10 protein-coding genes are annotated in these 16,411 nt (G+C 73.6%); 7 read left to right on the top strand and 3 right to left on the bottom strand.

Features of this window, described 5'->3' with window-relative positions; all coding sequences use genetic code 11:
* The first annotated feature begins 411 nt into the window (after positions 1–411).
* From GCU69_RS03890 to hemB, 5 genes are all read left to right on the top strand, one after another.
* Positions 412–1,191, top strand: a complete 780-nt coding sequence (locus tag GCU69_RS03890; protein WP_156205128.1) for a redox-sensing transcriptional repressor Rex — start codon at positions 412–414, stop codon at positions 1,189–1,191.
* Complete coding sequence (locus tag GCU69_RS03885) at positions 1,188–2,648, top strand: glutamyl-tRNA reductase (protein ID WP_156205127.1); 1,461 nt, start codon at positions 1,188–1,190, stop codon at positions 2,646–2,648. The genes GCU69_RS03890 and GCU69_RS03885 overlap by 4 nt, the downstream gene beginning before the upstream one ends.
* Positions 2,645–3,772 (top strand): hydroxymethylbilane synthase, encoded by a 1,128-nt coding sequence (gene hemC, locus GCU69_RS03880; RefSeq protein WP_268969217.1) that lies wholly within the window; start codon positions 2,645–2,647, stop codon positions 3,770–3,772. The genes GCU69_RS03885 and hemC overlap by 4 nt, the downstream gene beginning before the upstream one ends.
* Positions 3,769–5,436, top strand: coding sequence for a bifunctional uroporphyrinogen-III C-methyltransferase/uroporphyrinogen-III synthase (locus GCU69_RS03875; protein ID WP_098752442.1), 1,668 nt, complete (start codon positions 3,769–3,771; stop codon positions 5,434–5,436). The genes hemC and GCU69_RS03875 overlap by 4 nt, the downstream gene beginning before the upstream one ends.
* A 397-nt stretch (positions 5,437–5,833) precedes the next feature.
* Positions 5,834–6,829, top strand: a complete 996-nt coding sequence (hemB, locus tag GCU69_RS03870) for a porphobilinogen synthase (RefSeq protein ID WP_156205126.1) — start codon at positions 5,834–5,836, stop codon at positions 6,827–6,829.
* A 135-nt stretch (positions 6,830–6,964) separates the two neighbouring features.
* On the opposite strand, the gene GCU69_RS03865 is transcribed toward hemB, so the two are convergent.
* Together GCU69_RS03865 and GCU69_RS03860 are read right to left on the bottom strand one after the other, a co-directional pair.
* Positions 6,965–7,285: a hypothetical protein gene (locus GCU69_RS03865; protein WP_235978201.1), complete on the bottom strand. Its 321-nt coding sequence runs from the start codon at positions 7,283–7,285 to the stop codon at positions 6,965–6,967.
* Positions 7,278–8,162: a hypothetical protein gene (locus GCU69_RS03860; RefSeq protein WP_098752440.1), complete on the bottom strand. Its 885-nt coding sequence runs from the start codon at positions 8,160–8,162 to the stop codon at positions 7,278–7,280. The genes GCU69_RS03865 and GCU69_RS03860 overlap by 8 nt, the downstream gene beginning before the upstream one ends.
* Positions 8,163–8,510: 348 nt before the next feature.
* Between GCU69_RS03860 and GCU69_RS03855 the strand changes: the two genes are divergently transcribed.
* Complete coding sequence (locus GCU69_RS03855) at positions 8,511–10,610, top strand: glycosyl hydrolase (protein ID WP_156205125.1); 2,100 nt, start codon at positions 8,511–8,513, stop codon at positions 10,608–10,610.
* A 273-nt stretch (positions 10,611–10,883) separates the two neighbouring features.
* Complete coding sequence (locus GCU69_RS03850) at positions 10,884–12,023, top strand: pyridoxal-phosphate-dependent aminotransferase family protein (protein ID WP_098752438.1); 1,140 nt, start codon at positions 10,884–10,886, stop codon at positions 12,021–12,023.
* Positions 12,024–12,158: 135 nt separating this feature from the next.
* Here GCU69_RS03850 and GCU69_RS03845 read toward each other — a convergent pair whose 3' ends face one another.
* A complete protein-coding gene (locus tag GCU69_RS03845; protein WP_156205124.1) occupies positions 12,159–16,226 on the bottom strand; it encodes a S8 family serine peptidase in 4,068 nt (1,355 codons plus the stop codon).
* Positions 16,227–16,411 lie beyond the last annotated feature (185 nt).

Genomic DNA, 16,411 nt, shown 5'->3' with positions numbered 1-16,411 from the left:
CCCGGCGCGCGGACCCGCGACCGTCCGGGACTCGCGCGCCGGGCACCCGGGCGTCGTCGAGTCGTCCGAGGGGCGTCCGGGGGCTGTCCGGGCCGCGGAGGCAACAGTCAGGGCGCCTTACTCGCGCGGTGCATACCGGCCACCGGGTCCACTACCATCGTGGGGCGTTTCGAAACGCCGGGGGGCGGAGTTGCGAGGAGAGTGAGCACTGTGCCCCCGTGGGCGGCGGAACTCGTCGGTGTACCCGGCGGTTCCACATTGACGCGAAACCAACGCGTGAGCCCGGTCACTTTGCTCGGACAAAACGGACACCATCTTTGTGCACGCGTTCACAAAGACATAGCCTGCTGGAGACGGGGCGGTCCGGGGAGACGAGGCCGCCCACAGCCTCGCTCTACCCGCAGGAGCACCGTGGCAACTGGCCGAACGCACCGACCGGCGACCCGAAGCCGAGGAATTCCCGAGGCCACCGTCGCCCGGCTACCGCTGTATCTGCGCGCGCTGACCGCGCTGTCCGAGCGCTCGGTACCCACGGTCTCGTCGGAGGAACTCGCGGCGGCCGCCGGGGTCAACTCCGCCAAGCTCCGCAAGGACTTCTCCTACCTCGGCTCCTACGGCACCCGCGGTGTCGGCTACGACGTCGAATACCTCGTCTACCAGATCTCCCGTGAGCTGGGCCTCACCCAGGACTGGCCGGTTGTGATCGTCGGCATCGGCAATCTCGGCGCGGCCCTCGCCAACTACGGCGGCTTCGCCTCCCGCGGCTTCCGCGTCGCCGCGCTGATAGACGCCGACCCGGCCATGGCGGGCAAGCCCGTCGCCGGGCTCCCGGTGAAGCACACCGACGAACTCGAAGCGATCATCAGCGACAACGGCGTCTCCATCGGCGTCATCGCCACCCCCGCCGGAGCGGCACAGCAGGTCTGCGACCGGCTCGTCGCCGCCGGTGTCACCTCGATCCTCAACTTCGCGCCCACCGTGCTGTCCGTGCCCGAGGGCGTGGACGTGCGCAAGGTCGACCTCTCCATCGAGCTGCAGATCCTCGCCTTCCACGAGCAGCGGAAGGCCGGCGAGGACGCGGCGCAGGAGTCCGCGGCGCAGGAGTCCGCCGCCCCGGCCCCCGCCGTGTCCGGGGGCGCAGACCGCCGGAAGGGACCCGACGGGGACGTTCCCGCCGTGATGCCGGCATGAGTCTGCTGGTCGTCGGACTGAGCCACCGCAGCGCGCCGGTCAGCGTGCTGGAGCGCGCCGCACTCGCCCCCGAGGCGCGCGGCAAGCTGCTCCAGGACACGCTCGCCGCCGAGCCGGCGGGCGAGGCCGCGGTGCTCTCCACCTGCAACCGCATCGAGCTGTACGCCGACGTGGACAAGTTCCACGCCGGGGTCGCCGAGCTGTCCACCCAGCTCGGCGTGCACTGCGGTGTCGCGCTGGAGGAACTCACTCCGTACCTCTACGTGCACTACGAGGACCGGGCCGTCCACCATCTGTTCTCGGTGGCCTGCGGACTCGACTCGATGGTGGTCGGCGAGGGGCAGATCCTCGGCCAGATCAAGGACGCGCTCGCCCTCGGCCAGGAGCTGCACACCGCCGGGCGGCTGCTCAACGACCTGTTCCAGCAGGCGCTGCGCGTCGGCAAGCGGGCGCACAGCGAGACCGGGATCGACCGGGCCGGCCAGTCGCTGGTCAGCTTCGGCCTCGAACAGCTCGCCGCCGGCGAGGGTTCCGCCGCGGACGGGGGCACGCCTGCCCCCGGTTCCGGAGCCGTGGACACCGCCGCCTGGGCCCGGGGCAGGCGCGCCCTGGTGATCGGCGCCGGTTCGATGTCGTCCCTGGCAGCCACCACGCTCGCCCGCGCGGGCGTCGCCGAGCTGACCGTGGCCAACCGCACCGTGGAGCGCGCCGAGCGGCTGACCGCCGTGCTGGCCGAGCAGTCGGAGGGCCTGGCGGCGCGCGCCGTACCGATGGGCGAGGTCGCCGGCGAACTCGCCCGGGCCGACGTCGTGGTCTCCTGCACCGGCTCCACCGGACTCGTGCTGACGGCCGACGACCTGCGTACCGCCCTCGCCGCCCGGCAGGCGCGGACCGGTTCCGGCGCGCACCGCCTCGACCTGCTCGACCTGGCGATGCCGCGGGACATCGACGCGGCGGCCCACCGGGTCGGGGGCGTGCGGCTCGTCGACATCGAGACGCTCGCCGAGGCGGCCGCCACCGCGGCGGAGGCCGAGAGTTCGGCGTCCGCCGGGGCACCCGCCGCCGTCGGCTCGATGGCCGCGGACGTCGAGCAGGTGCGGACCATCGTGTCCGAGGAGGTCGCCGCGTTCGGCGCCGCGCAGCGGGCCGCGCACATCACGCCGACCGTGGTCGCGCTGCGCACCATGGCCGCGGACGTGGTGGCGAGCGAGATCGCCCGGCTCGACGGCCGCCTGCCAGACCTGGACGACAAGGAACGCGCGGAGATCAAACAGACCGTGCGGCGTGTCGTCGACAAGCTCCTGCACGCGCCCACCGTGCGGGTCAAGCAGCTCGCGGGGGAGCCCGGCGGTGCCGGGTACGCCGACGCGCTGCGAGAACTCTTCGACCTCGACCCCAAGGCGGTCGCCGCCGTCAGCAGGGCCGACAGCGGCGATCCCCAACGGGAGAGGGCATGACCGACAAGGGCAACATGAGCACCACCGGCACCACGGCCGACAGCGACACGACCACGGCCGACAGCGACACGACCACCACGACCACCACGGGGACCAGGACCACCACGGGGGCCACCGCACCGGGCGGCACCGTCGGCGTCCTGCCCGGCACCGAGCCCCTCAGGCTCGGCACCCGGCGCAGCAAGCTCGCCATGGCCCAGTCCGGCATGGTCGCGGACAGCGTCCGCGAGCTGACCGGCCGGCCCGTCGAGCTGGTCGAGATCACCACGTACGGCGACACCTCCCGCGAGCACCTCGCGCAGATCGGCGGCACCGGGGTCTTCGTGTCCGCGCTGCGCGACGCGCTGCTGGCGGGTGAGATCGACTTCGCGGTGCACTCGCTGAAGGACCTGCCGACCACGCAGCCCGACGACCTGGCGCTGGCCGCCGTCCCGCCCCGGGAGGACCCGCGGGACGTGCTCGTCGCGCGCGACGGCCTCACCTTCGAGCAGCTCGTGGCGCAGCCCGGCCGGGCGCGTGTCGGCACCGGTTCGCCGCGCCGCATGGCGCAGCTCAACGCCTGGGCCAAGATGCTCGGCGGCGACATCGAGACCGTGCCGATCCGCGGGAACGTCGACACCCGCATCGGTTTCGTGCGCTCCGGTGAACTCGACGGTGTCGTGCTCGCCGCCGCCGGTCTGAGCCGGGTCGGCCGGATCGACGAGGCGACCGAGAAGCTGCCCGTCGACGCGATTCTGCCCGCCCCCGGCCAGGGGGCCCTGGCCGTCGAGTGCGCCGCCGACCACACCGTGGACGGCGTCTCCCTCGCGGCCGTGCTCGCCGAGCTCGACGACCCGTACACGCGGGCCGCCGTGACCGCCGAGCGTTCCCTGCTCGCCGCCCTGGAGGCCGGTTGCAGCGCACCTGTGGGCGCGCTGGCCGACCTGTTGGCCGACGGGCAGGTTGTCACCGAACTGCGCCTGCGCGGCGTCGTCGGCACCACCGACGGCAAGACGCTGGTGCAGCTGTCCACCACCGGTCCCGTACCGTCGTCTCTCGAGGACGCCGCGGCTCTCGGCCGCGAACTCGCCTCCGAGATGCTCGCCAAGGGTGCGGCCGGTCTGATGGGGGAGCGAGCACTTTGAGCCCCACCGCCGTAAATCTTCGATCCGCAACGCACTCCGCTCTCGGTCAGGTCACCTTCCTCGGTGCCGGGCCCGGGGACCCGGGGCTGCTGACGCTCCGCGCCGTGGAGGCGCTGGGCCAGGCGGACGTGCTGGTCGCCGACCCGCAGGTGCTCGACGTCGTGGTGACCCACGCGCGCGCAGGGGTGGACATCCCGCAGCAGGCCGGGCATGACGGCACGTCAAACTCCACGGGCGGGCGCGTCTTGGAAGACGCCGCCAATCTTGTCATGCAGGCCGCGCGGGGCGGCAAGCGGGTGGTCCGTGCGCTCTCCGGTGACCCGGGACTGGACGGCGACGCCGTCGGGGAGATGCTCGCGTGCGCCGCCGAGGGCATCGTCTTCGAGGTCGTGCCGGGAGTGGCGAACGCCGTCGGCGTGCCCGCGTACGCCGGTGTGCCGCTGCGCTCCCCGGACGGGGCCGACGTCCGTTTCGTGGACGCCGCCACCGCCTCCGACCGCTGCTGGACGGAGGTCGGCGCGAGCGACGCCACTGCCGTGGTCTCCACCACCCTGGAGTCGGTCACGGCCGCCGCCGGGGAACTCGTCGCCGCCGGGCGCAAGCCCGACACCCCGATGACCGTCACCGTCGCGGGCACCACCACCCGCCAGCGCACCTGGACCGCCACCCTCGGCACCGTCGCGCAGGTGCTCAAGGCCGCGAAGGTGCTGCCGTCGGCCGAAGGCGGGCAGTCCGTCGTCGCCGTCGTCGGCGAGCACAGCGCGGCCGCGCACCGGGACCGGCTCGCCTGGTTCGAGTCCAAGCCGCTGTTCGGCTGGAAGGTCCTCGTGCCGCGCACCAAGGAGCAGGCGGCCTCGCTGTCCGACCAGCTCCGTTCGTACGGCGCGGTGCCCAGCGAGGTGCCGACCATCGCCGTCGAGCCGCCGCGCACCCCGCAGCAGATGGAGCGCGCGGTCAAGGGCCTGGTCACCGGCCGCTACGAGTGGATCGCCTTCACCTCCGTGAACGCGGTGAAGGCCGTCCGCGAGAAGTTCGAGGAGTACGGGCTCGACGCGCGCGCCTTCGCCGGGATCAAGGTGGCCGCCGTCGGCGACCAGACCGCCAAGTCGCTGATCGACTTCGGTGTGAAGCCGGACCTGGTGCCCAGCGGTGAGCAGTCGGCCGCCGGACTCCTGGAGGACTGGCCGCCGTACGACCCGGTGTTCGACCCGATCGACCGCGTCTTCCTGCCGCGTGCCGACATCGCCACCGAGACCCTGGTGGCCGGGCTGATCGAGCTGGGCTGGGAGGTCGACGACGTCACGGCGTACCGCACCGTGCGCGCCTCGCCGCCGCCCGCCGAGACCCGCGAGGCCATCAAGGGCGGCGGTTTCGACGCGGTGCTGTTCACCTCGTCCAGCACCGTGCGGAACCTCGTCGGCATCGCCGGCAAGCCGCACAACGTCACCGTCATCGCCTGCATCGGTCCGGCGACGGCCAAGACGGCCGAGGAGCACGGGCTGCGGGTCGACGTCCTGTCGCCGGAGCCGTCGGTCACCAAGCTGGCCGAGGGGCTCGCGGACTTCGGCGCGAAGCGCCGGGCGGCGGCGGTCGAGGCGGGCGAGGCCGTGACCCGGCCGAGTGAGCGCCGGCCCGGTTCACGGCGGCGTCGCGCGGCGACCTGACCCGCGTCCGCGGGTGCGTCCGGAGGTGACTGACCCGCGTTCGCGGCGGCGTCGGGCGGCGACCGACCCGGGTCCACGGCCGGACGCCCGGGATCGTGCCGCACGCCCCAGGGGTTGGGCCCTGCGCCCGGGGCCCGCACGCGGGCTCTACGGGGCCCGTCGTTCGCCCGTTTCGCGACGCGAGCCCGTACGCTCGGGCCCCGCTCCGTAAGCCCGTGCCCGTGCGCTCGGGCGCGGGATCGCGGGCGGTCCCGCGCCGTAGGGTTCCGGCCGCGCGAGCGCCGGGGCGCCGCCGCGGCCCGCGCCGTACGCCGCTCGCTCCGCCGGGGCCCGGCCCGCGCGCGGGTCGACATCGCGTCGGCAAAGGCTCCCCCGGGACGGGCGTAGCGTGGAAGGCATGAGTGAGCACGGATCCTTCAACGGTATGCGTCCCCGTCGGCTCCGCACGACCCCGGCCATGCGCCGCCTGGTGAGCGAGCACCGGCTGCACCCGGCCGAGCTGATCCTCCCCGCCTTCGTACGGGAGGGCATCAGCGAGCCGGTGCCGGTGTCGTCCATGCCGGGTGTCGTCCAGCACACCCGGGACACCCTCCGGAAGGCCGCCGCCGAGGCGGCCGCGGCGGGGCTCGGCGGGATCATGCTGTTCGGCGTGCCGCGCGAGAAGGACGCGATCGGCTCGGCCGGGACGGACCCGGACGGCATCCTCCAGGTGGCCGTCCGGGACGTGAAGGCCGAGGTCGGCGACGATCTCGTCGTCATGTCGGACCTGTGCCTGGACGAGTTCACCGACCACGGCCACTGCGGCGTCGTGGACGAGCGGGGCCGGGTCGACAACGACGCGACGCTGGAGCGGTACGCCGAGATGGCCCGCGTCCAGGCCGACGCGGGCGTCCATGTCGTCGGCCCCAGCGGCATGATGGACGGCCAGGTCCGGGTCGTCCGGGAGGCTCTCGACGGCGCCGGTCACCAGGACGTGTCGATCCTCGCCTACACCGCGAAGTACGCGTCCGCCTTCTACGGTCCCTTCCGCGAGGCCGTCGACTCCTCGCTCCAGGGCGACCGCAAGACGTACCAGCAGGACCCGGCCAACGCGCGCGAGTCCATGCGCGAGCTAGCCCTGGACCTCGACGAGGGCGCCGACATGGTCATGGTCAAGCCGGCGCTGCCGTACCTGGACGTGCTGCGCCGGGTCGCGGACGCCGTGGACGTGCCGGTCGCGGCGTACCAGGTGTCCGGCGAGTACGCGATGATCGAGGCCGCGGCGGAGCGGGGCTGGATCGAGCGCGACCGCACCATCATGGAGACCCTGACCGGCGCGAAGCGGGCCGGGGCGAACATGATCCTGACGTACTGGGCGGCGGAGGTCGCGCAGCGCCTGAACCGCGGCGAATAGGCCGTCCGCCCCCGGGTTCACTGCCTGGTTGCCGCCGTGCCCCGGTTGCCCCGCTCGGGGAGACCGGGGCAACCGGGGCATACGGCTTTCGCGCTGTCCGCGAGGCTTCGTCAGCTCGGCGGTCGGGCGCCCGGGCTACGCCTCGGTGAAGACGTCCTCGGTGGAGGTGGCGGTGAGGGCTCGGCGTAGCCAGCGCACCGGGAGCCACGGGTCCTCGCAGCCGGTGATGCGTTCGCGGGCAGCGTCGGAGAGTTCGACTCCGCGGCGCTCCAGGACGAACAGGACGACCTCAGTCCGGCTCCTTTCCCGCCCTTCGGGCAAAAGTTCGGCCAGGGCTTCCGCCACGACTGCGAAACGACCCTCTTGGCGACCCTCTTCGCGGATTTCTTCCGCGAAAGGCGACTTGTAGAACGAAAGGTCGGCGATGAAAAAGGGGCCCTCCGGTGCCTCAGCCACCGGGGTGTGACTCGGTGAAGATGTCCTCGGTGGAGGTGGCGGAGAGGGCTCGGCGGAGCCAGTGCCGCAGGAGTGCGGGGTCCTTGCAGCCGGTGATGCGTTCGCGGGCCGCGTCGGAGACCTCGAGACCGCGGTCCTCCAGGATCAGCACGATGTCCTCGGCGCGGCCCTCGGCGCGGCCTGCGTCCCGGATCTCTTCCGAGAGGGGCGACTTGTAGAAGGAAAGATCCACTGCCACCAGGGTCCTCCACTGTTCCGAGGCCGGGAGCTTGCCCAGGCCCTGTGCGATGAATTCGACGATGGGATCACTGATCGTTGGCGGTGTGTCCCGCAGCGCGGTCGACATCGCTTTGAGTATGGCACCGACATCGGGGTTCGCGGCGTGCGTGATCGCGGCGAGCGTGGCGAGGGCGAAGTCCTTGCGCACCTCGGCCGGGTCGGTGATCACGGGCATGTTGTGCGGCCCCGCGACGAGCGGGTGCAGCATGAGCGTCGCCCACTGCGGGGGCCCGATGCGGACCGGTCGTGCCGCCCACTCCGCGGTCGCCCGGTCCTGGCAGACGACCAGCAGCAGGGGCGGCAGGCTGTACTTCGTGTGCAGGTACGAGGCGTAGTACGCCCAGCTGGCGGGCTTGGCCGGGTCCTTCCTGCCCTGGGCCTCGACAGCCAGCAGGAAGGACCCGCCGTCGGGACCGTCGAAGCGCAACAGCGTGTCGACGCGGCGCTCGACGGGCCGGGCCTCGGTGAGGTCGGTCGGCAGGACGGCGACGGCGCTCGGAGCCGGAAATGTGACGCCGAGAACCTCGGAGAGGCCGGAGAACAGCCCCGGATACTCCTGGAAGATGCGGTGCATCGCCTCGTGGGGCGAGCTGACCATGCTGATTCCTGTGGTGGTGTGGCGGTACGGGGAGGCATGCCGTCGGCACGTGTACGTGTGCCCGGCCTGCCGTACGGCGAGCATAGGTATGCAAAACGGCTCATTGCTCGGCCAGTTGGGTGGATTCCCCCATATGGATGGTTCCTGGGCGGCCGGGGCAACTTGCTGGTCGCGTCGGCTGCCGTCCGTGGAGTCCCGGTGGGCCGTGGGCGGATGGCCCGGTGCAAGGGATTCTGTTTAGTTACTTCACCGACGTAAGTAAGTTCTCTATAGTCCCACTCCAGCAGGACGGCCCGCGGCATCCCCGCCGTCACCGGCGCCACTTCGGCATCCATCCCTGGAGAGTCCATGCACAGACGCAGCTTCTCCCCGTCCGGCAGGTGGCAGGGCGCGGTCGCCGCGTTCGCCGCCGCCGCGGCCGCGGTGGTCGGTCTCGGGGTCCTCACCCCGGTCGCCGCCGCCGACAGCGGTCCGGCGGACGGCCGGCACCACGGCAAGCCCAAGACGGTGCGAATCGTCGATCCCGACGCGACGCCCGAGACCCGTTCGCTCTTCTCCTATCTGCGGGACCAGCAGGGGAAGGGCATTCTCTTCGGGCACCAGCAGGACACCGAGTTCGGCGTGACCTTCGACGAGTCCGCGGAGACCGACGGCTTCCGGTCCGACGTGGAGGCCGGGGTCGGGGACCATCCGGCCGTCTTCGGCTGGGACGTGGGGCACGACGGCTGGGGCTCGGCGCCGGGTGAGCCCACTCCCGAGGAGAACTTCGAGCACACCGTCGAACTCATCGAGCGGGCCGACCGGATCGGCGGCATCCACACCGTCACCGCCCACATGGACAACTTCGTCACCGGCGGGGACTTCTACGACACCGATGGCAACGTTGTCGAACGCATCCTGCCCGGCGGTGACCACCACGCCGCGTTCAACGCCTATCTCGACCGGGTCGCCAAGCTCGCGCACGCCGCCGACGACAAGGACGGCAACCCGATCCCGATGGTGTTCCGCCCCTTCCACGAGAACAGCGGATCGTGGTTCTGGTGGGGCGCCGCGCACGCCTCGCCCTCGGAGTTCACCGAGCTGTTCCGCTACACCGTGGAGTACCTGCGCGACACCAAGGACGTGCACAACTTCCTGTACTCCTACTCGCCCGGCGGCTCCTACGGCGGCACGGACGACGTCTACATGCGCACCTACCCCGGCGACGCGTTCGTCGACGTCCTCGGCTACGACAACTACGACGACAGCGGCGCCTCCCAGCAGTGGCTGGACGGTGTCGTCGCCGACCTCGGCATGATCGCGAGGATCGCCGAGGAGCGCGGCAAGGTGTCGGCCTTCACCGAGTTCGGGATCAGCGGCGCCCTGAAGCCCAACGGCGGCAACAGCGAACTGCGGTGGTACACGAAGGTCCTCGACGCCATCGCCGCCGACCCGGACGCGAGCCGCAGCGCCTGGATGCTGACCTGGGTCAACTTCGGCACCGAGCAGTTCTTCGTCCCGTACCCGGCGACTGCGGACGAGGAGGAGCACGAACTGCTTCCCGACTTCCGGGACTTCCACGCCCGCCCCGCCTCCGTCTTCAGCGCGGAGCTGGACCGGCGCGACGTCTACGACCGCAGGGTGCGCGCCCGGGACCACGAGCCGTATCTGCACATCGTCTCGCCCACCGACAACCAGCGGATCACCACCCCGGAGGCCACCGTCCGGGTGCGGCTCTCCGACTCCGCGCAGCCGCACGAGGTCCACTACACCGTCGGCGACGACCCCGCCCGCCGTCCGCTGCGGTACGACCGCGACACCGGCTACCACACGGGCATCTGGGAGATCGGCGCGGAGAACCTCGACAACACGGTCACCGAGCTGACCGTCACCGCCGAACTCCGCGGGCCCGGCCGGCGGAGGCTGGAGCTGACGAACCGGATCGTCCTCGGCGAGAAGCCGCCGCTCCCGCCGGGTGTCGTGGACGACTTCGAGGGCCACGCCGACGATGTCGCGCTCCGCGCGGAGTACAGCCCGTACGGCACGAACACCATCTCGCTGTCCCAGGACCCCAGGGGCGGCGGCGAGAACGCGCTGAAGTTCGACTACGACTTCACCTATCAGACGTACACCGGCATCGGTAAGCGCATCGAGGGCGACTGGTCGGCCTACGATTCCTTCTCGCTGTGGCTCCGGCCGGACGGCTCGGACCACAAGCTGGTGCTGCAACTGGTCGCGGGCGGTGTCGCCTACGAGGCGTATCCGTCGATGGCCGGCACCGAGGCGGGCGAGGTGACCATTCCGTTCGCCGACTTCCGGCCCGCGCCCTGGGACACGGAGAACGCCGGCCGCCGGATCTCCGGTGAAGACCTGCGGAACCTCTCCCAGTTCAACGTCTTCGTCAACCAGGCCGAGGGCGGGACGACCACCGCCGGCAGCTTCCACGTGGACGACCTGCGCGCCCACTAGACGCCGCCCCGCGTCCGCGCACGTCACGCACCCGGCGGCGGGCTGTCTCCACCGGGCCCGGTCGCCCTTCGCGAGCCCCACACACCGCCCCACACGCTGCCCCGCTCGTCACACCCGTCGTCGTTCGCCGCAGAGGTACGCTCGCCCCACAGCGCCGCACCGGCCAGGTGCCGTACCGATCAGGTGCCCAACCGGACAGGTGCCGAACAGAAGAGGTGCCGTACCGGTCAAGTGCCGCACCGTTCCGCCCGCAACGAGTGAGTGAGCAGCCCCATGTCGCACCCCCTCCTCGATCTCGAACCGCTCTCCGCGGAGCGCTTCGCCGCCATCGAGCGGCGGGTCGCCTCCGTCCTGCGGACCGACGCCGACGTACTCGTGATGCAGGGCGAGGCGTTGCTGCCCCTGGAGGGCTGCATCCGCTCCGCCGCCCGGCCGGGCTCCACCGCGCTGAACGTCGTCACCGGCCCGTACGGCCAGACGTTCGGCGGCTGGCTGCGGGACTGCGGGGCGACGGTCGTGGACATCGAGGTGCCGTACGACACGTCGGTGCCGGCGGACGCGGTGCGGCGGGCGCTGGCGGAGCACCCGGAGACCGAGCTGGTCTCCCTCGTGCACGCCGAGGCCGCCACCGGCAACACCAACCCGGTGCCCGCCGTCGCCGAGGCCGTCCGGGAACACGGGGCGCTGCTCATGGTCGACGCGGTGGCGTCCGTCGCCGCCGAACCCCTGCTGACCGACGCGTGGGGCATCGACCTGTGCGTCATCGGCGCACAGAAGGCCATGGGCGGCCCGGCCGGTGTCTCGGCCGTGTCGGTCAGCGAGCGCGCCTGGGAGCGGATCGCCGCCAACCCGGGGGCGCCGCGCCGCTCGTACCTCTCCCTCCTGGACTGGAAGGAGCGTTGGATCGACCAGGGGCGCGTCGCGCTGCCGCACGCGCCCGCGCAGTTGGAGATGCTGGCGCTGGAGGCGTGCATCGAGCGCATCGAGGAGAACGGCGGGCTCGACGCGTCGTTCGCCCGCCACCGGTCCGCCGCGGCCGCGCTGCGCAGCGGCGTGCAGGCCCTGACCGCCCAGGGCCCGGAGGGGCTGCGCCCGTACGTGACCGAGGCCCGCGACGCGGCACCGGTGGCCACCACGCTGCGGGCCCCGGCCTCGCTGGACGCCCGCGAACTGGTCACCGCGGCGCTCGCGGCAGCCCCGGCGGACGCCCCGGCGCCACCGCTGGTGGCGGGCGGCGGCGCGCTGGCCAAGGAGATGATCCGGGTCAACCACTACGGCCCGGACGCCACGCCCGGCACGGTGCTGCGGGTGCTGTCGGCGCTGGCGGCCGCCCTGAACGGGGCGGGCGTCCGGGCCGACGCCGACGCGGCGGCGGCCGCGGCGGAGACGGCCTGGTCGACGCCGACGGGCTGAGCGGCGGGAAGGCCAAGGGCCCGCCGGGTCGGTCGTCCCTGCCGGTTCGACCGCCCCGGCGACGAAGGCGGCCGGGCGGATGCGGGCCGGGCGGATGCGGGCCGGGCGGATGCGGGCCGGGCGGGCGCGGGCCGGTCACCTCAGCAGATACGCGTCGAGCAGCGTCGCCTCGAACGTGTTTCCCTCCCGGTCCTCCAGGGTCACCGCGAAGGAGACCGATCCGGTCCCGGCCGGGTGCCGCAGGACCAGGTGCTCACCGCCGGCACGGCCTTCACCGGCACCGGCACCGTCCCCGGCACGGCCTCCGCCGCCACCGGTGTCCCCGTCACCGGTGTCCCCGTCACCGGTGTCCCCGTCACCGCCGCTGTCCGGACCGCTGCCGCCCGTCCCGTCCCCGCCCAGCACCGGCGCGTCCCGCCACGTGGCGCCCCGGTCGTAGGACACCCGTACCTCCAGCGCCCGGTAGCCGTCCCGGGCCGCCGGGCCCTCGACGGTCAGCGGCACCGTCATCCGTTCCCCGGCCGCCGCCGAACTGTCCGGTGCCAGCCGCGGGGCGAAGCGGACGGCCGACAGCGGCAGCGGGGCCCACTCGCGGCCCTCCGTGCGCGCCGAGCGGTAGGTCCATTCCGCGCTGACACTGCCGCTGACCGCCGAGTCCCCGGCCCTCCGCGTGGCCTCGACCGCGACGCGGTACTCCGCCTCCTCCGCCGCCACCGCGAAGGACGAACACTGCGGCGCGGCCGTCTCCGCGACCGTCCCGCCGTTCGCCGTCACCGTGGAACGGGCGTCGGCGTACCGGCCGCGGCCCACGTGCCCGGCGCCGTCCACGAGGACCGGTACGCAGACGTGCATGCGGTTGCCCAGCCGTCGCCCGCCGCGGTCGGTGTTGTCCCCTTCCGCGCCGATCCCCGGGCCGAAGACGCCGGTGTTGAAGGTCTCCCGGTACGTCTCCCCCGGCCGGTAGACCGCCGGCCGGCCGGTGAACTCGGCCTCCCAGCCGCCCTCGGCGCCGTACTGGGCGGCCGTCAGCGACCAGGTGAAGCCCTCGGGCGCGGTGAAGTGGTTCCGTACCGTGCCGGGCAGGGCGAGGTCCTCGCCGGAGGGCAGCTGTACGGAGGCGGGCCCGCCGCCCGCGCCGTTCCCCGCGCCGTCGCGGGTGTCGGTCCACTGCGCGGTGGTGGTGGCCGTCTTGCCGCTCGCGGGCGCGCCGACGGCGGTCTCCACGGTGGCGAGTTCGTCCGCCGAGACGCGGTGCTCGAAGCCGTCCCAGAACGCCCCCGCGCGGTCGTACAGCAGGTGGTAGCGGGCGTCGCCGCGCGTCCACAGGCCGCCCACCTGCGTGCGGAACTCCTCCCCGGCGACGCGCGGCCCGACGTGGCCGAGCCGCAGCCGGTCCAGCTCGACGATCTCCAGCTGCGGATAGACGGCGATGCCGCTCTGGTACGTCAGGAAGCCGCGGCGCGGCTCGGCGCCGTCCGGGGCCGTGATCGCCACGGGCTTCGCCTCGCCGTGGTCGAACGCGACGGTGCCGCCCCGGTCCAGGGTGATCAACGGCCGGATCATGACCGACTCGTGGCTGCCGCCGTCGCCGTCGGGCACGGACAGCATGCTCTCCACCAGATAGTCGTCGCGGGGCAGCCGTACCGAGACGGTCCCGTCGCCGTCGGAGTCCGCGGGCAGCGGCACCCAGCCCTGCTGCCGGCCGTAGACGTTGACGGCTCCGGTGGCCGCGCCGCCCGCGGAGCGGCCGTCGGTGCCGCCGCCCCCGGAGGCGTCATCGGTACCGTCGTCGGCCCCGTCAGTGGCCCCGTCGGTGGCTCCGTCACTGGCGTCGTCGGTGGCGCCGCCGGAGTCGTCACCGCCGTCGCCGCCCGCGGAGGCGCCTTCGCCGTCGTCACCGGCACTGCCGCCTCCGGCACTGTCGCCGACGCCGCCGTCGTCACCGGGCCCGCCTCCGCCGCCTCCGTCACCTCCGTCGCCCGGGTCGCCGCCGCCCCCGGAGGCGTCACCGGTACCGTCGTCGCTCCCCGGCCCGCCCTCCGCGGACCCGCCAGGCGGCCGTACCCGGACCGTCAGGGTGTGCTTCTCCTCCTCCAGTTCGACGCCGACCGCGGTACGGACCGTCTGGCCGCCCGCCGTCTCCGTCCGGGCGACGACGCTGCCGGAGAACGTTCCCGAGAGGTCGTCGCCGACCCGGGTGTCCGCGATGACGCCGACCGCGGCCGTGCCGCCCGCCGGGACCGTCACCCGGTCCTCCGACAGCGTGAACATGCCGTCCGGTGCGGGTTCGCCGCCGGGCCGCAGCGCCTCCACGGAGAGGTCGAACGTGACCGCCTCCGCGCCGTCGTTCCGGTACGTCAGCTGCCGGGTCACCGGCTCGTCGGTGTCGTGCGGCGACTCCAGCAGGCCGAAGTCCACCGCCGTCTGCTCGCTGACCACGCTCTGCCGGTACGCCCGCGCCACGTCGACGCGGCCGGTGCCCTGCTCATAGGCCGGGGCGTCGGGGTCGCCCGGCGCGGCCGAGGCCACCAGCAGCCGCTTGAGCTGGTCGCCCGTCAGATCGGGGCGCCGCTGCGCCAGTACGGCCGCCGCGCCCGCGACGTGCGGCGCCGCCATCGACGTACCGGACATCTCGACGTAGCGGCCTTCACCGCCCTGCCCGGGCGGCGCGGTGCCCTCGACCCCCTCGGCGGCCTTCGCGGCGACGATGCCGGCGCCGGGCGCGGTGAGATCCGGCTTGAGCGAGCCGGCGAGGGTCGGCCCGGCGCTGGAGAAGTCCACGAGGGCGTCGTCCCGGTCCACCGCGCCCACGGTCAGCGCGGACTCGGCGCTGCCGGGTGTGCGGACGCTGCGGCCGGACGGCCCCTCGTTCCCCGCCGCGACGACGAACAGCACGCCACGCTCGGCGGAGAGGGTGTTCACCGTCTCCTCCAGCGGGTCGGTCTCCGGCGTGTCGAACAGCCCGAGGCTCAGGTTCACCACCCGGGCGCCCTGTCCGGCCGCCCACTCCATGCCGGCGACGATGTCGGAGGTGTAGCCGTTGCCGGTGTCGTCGAGGACCTTTCCGTCGAGGATCCGCGCGCCCGGTGCCACGCCCCGGTACGCGCCCCCGGACGCCGCGCCGCTGCCGGCGACGGTGGACGCGACATGCGTGCCGTGGCCGCTGCGGTCCACGGCGTCCGGCGCCTCGGAGAAGTCGCGCTGCCCGATCTCGACCCCGGCGAGGTCGGGATGGGTTTCGTCCACCCCGGTGTCCAGGACGGCGACCTTGACCCCGGTCCCGTCGTACCCGTCCTTCCAGGCGTCGGGGGTGCCGATCCGCGCCACGCTGCGGTCGATGGCCGCGCCGACCCTGGCGTCGAGCCAGACCCGCTCGACCCCGTCCGCGGCGGTGCGGAACGCGGAGTCCGCGGCCGGGGCGGCGGTCAGCGCGTCCCAGAGAGCGGCGCGGTCCTTCCGGGGCGCGCGCACCGCGTCGGCGCCGATCACGGGGAGCGAGCGGTGTACGGAGGCGCCCGCGGCGGTGAGCCCCGCCCGCGTCGCCGCCGCCGCGCCGGTCCGGGCGCCCGGGCCGCGTCCGCCCGTGTAGGCCACGATCAGCGGCAGGCCGGCGCGGTTCGCGTCGTCGTAGCCGTCCCGCACCAGACCGGTCACGTCGAACAGCCGCCGGTCCAGCTTCCCCCGGTCGACGAGCTGCCGGGCGTCCGCCGGCACGGCGTACGTGCCCTCGCGCGCCGACCGCACCCGGATCGGGATGCCCTCCCGCCCGGGGCCCGGCAGGACGTCCGTCACCCGCCGGCCGGAGCCGTCCACGACCACCCGGTCACCGGTGATCAGGGTGACGGTCCTCGGCGCGCCGCCGGAGGCCGCCCCCGGTTCGCCGCCCGGGCCTTCCGCGCCGCCCGGGCCCGTCCCGGGTGAGCCGCTGCCCGCGCCCGTGCCGCCTCGCGCGCCCGGGCCCGCCGTATCCCGGGCCGCTGTATCCCGGCCCGCCGTGCCCGAGTCCGCCGTATCCGAGCCCGCCTTGCCCGAGCCCGCCGTGCCGTGGCCCCCCGTGCCGGAGTCCGCCGCGAGCTGTGGCTCCGTGGCCGCTCCGTCCCCCGTACGCGGCGCGCCGCCGGCCTGTGTGGCCGTACCGAACACCAGTGCCGCCGTGAGTACGGCGGTGAGCAGGCGCTGCCGCTGTCCGTGCCGGATTCGCACAGTCCTCTCCCCTCTGTGAACCTGCGCTTGACGGGAGCGCGTCCGGCGGCAGCCGATTCCCCGGTCGATCCCCTTCGACCGGATCCCCTCGGCCGGTCTTCCCCGACCGGTCCCCCTGCCGCGTTTCCCGGCCGCCCCCGCCGGTCGTGAGGATGGTGACCCCCCGGCTGTTGAGACAACAACCA

This window comes from Streptomyces lycii (genome assembly GCF_009735685.1).
Classification (GTDB): domain Bacteria; phylum Actinomycetota; class Actinomycetes; order Streptomycetales; family Streptomycetaceae; genus Streptomyces; species Streptomyces lycii.
This window is presented reverse-complemented; position numbering and strand designations above follow the sequence as displayed.

Bases quoted from the DNA above. Each gene is read 5' to 3' on its own strand.
- GCU69_RS03885 (WP_156205127.1), top strand. From the start codon at position 1,188: ATGAGTCTGCTGGTCGTCGGACTGAGCCACCGCAGCGCGCCGGTCAGC.
- hemC (WP_268969217.1), top strand. From the start codon at position 2,645: ATGACCGACAAGGGCAACATGAGCACCACCGGCACCACGGCCGACAGC.
- hemB (WP_156205126.1), top strand. From the start codon at position 5,834: ATGAGTGAGCACGGATCCTTCAACGGTATGCGTCCCCGTCGGCTCCGC.
- GCU69_RS03860 (WP_098752440.1), bottom strand. From the start codon at position 8,162: ATGGTCAGCTCGCCCCACGAGGCGATGCACCGCATCTTCCAGGAGTAT.
- GCU69_RS03855 (WP_156205125.1), top strand. From the start codon at position 8,511: ATGCACAGACGCAGCTTCTCCCCGTCCGGCAGGTGGCAGGGCGCGGTC.
- GCU69_RS03850 (WP_098752438.1), top strand. From the start codon at position 10,884: ATGTCGCACCCCCTCCTCGATCTCGAACCGCTCTCCGCGGAGCGCTTC.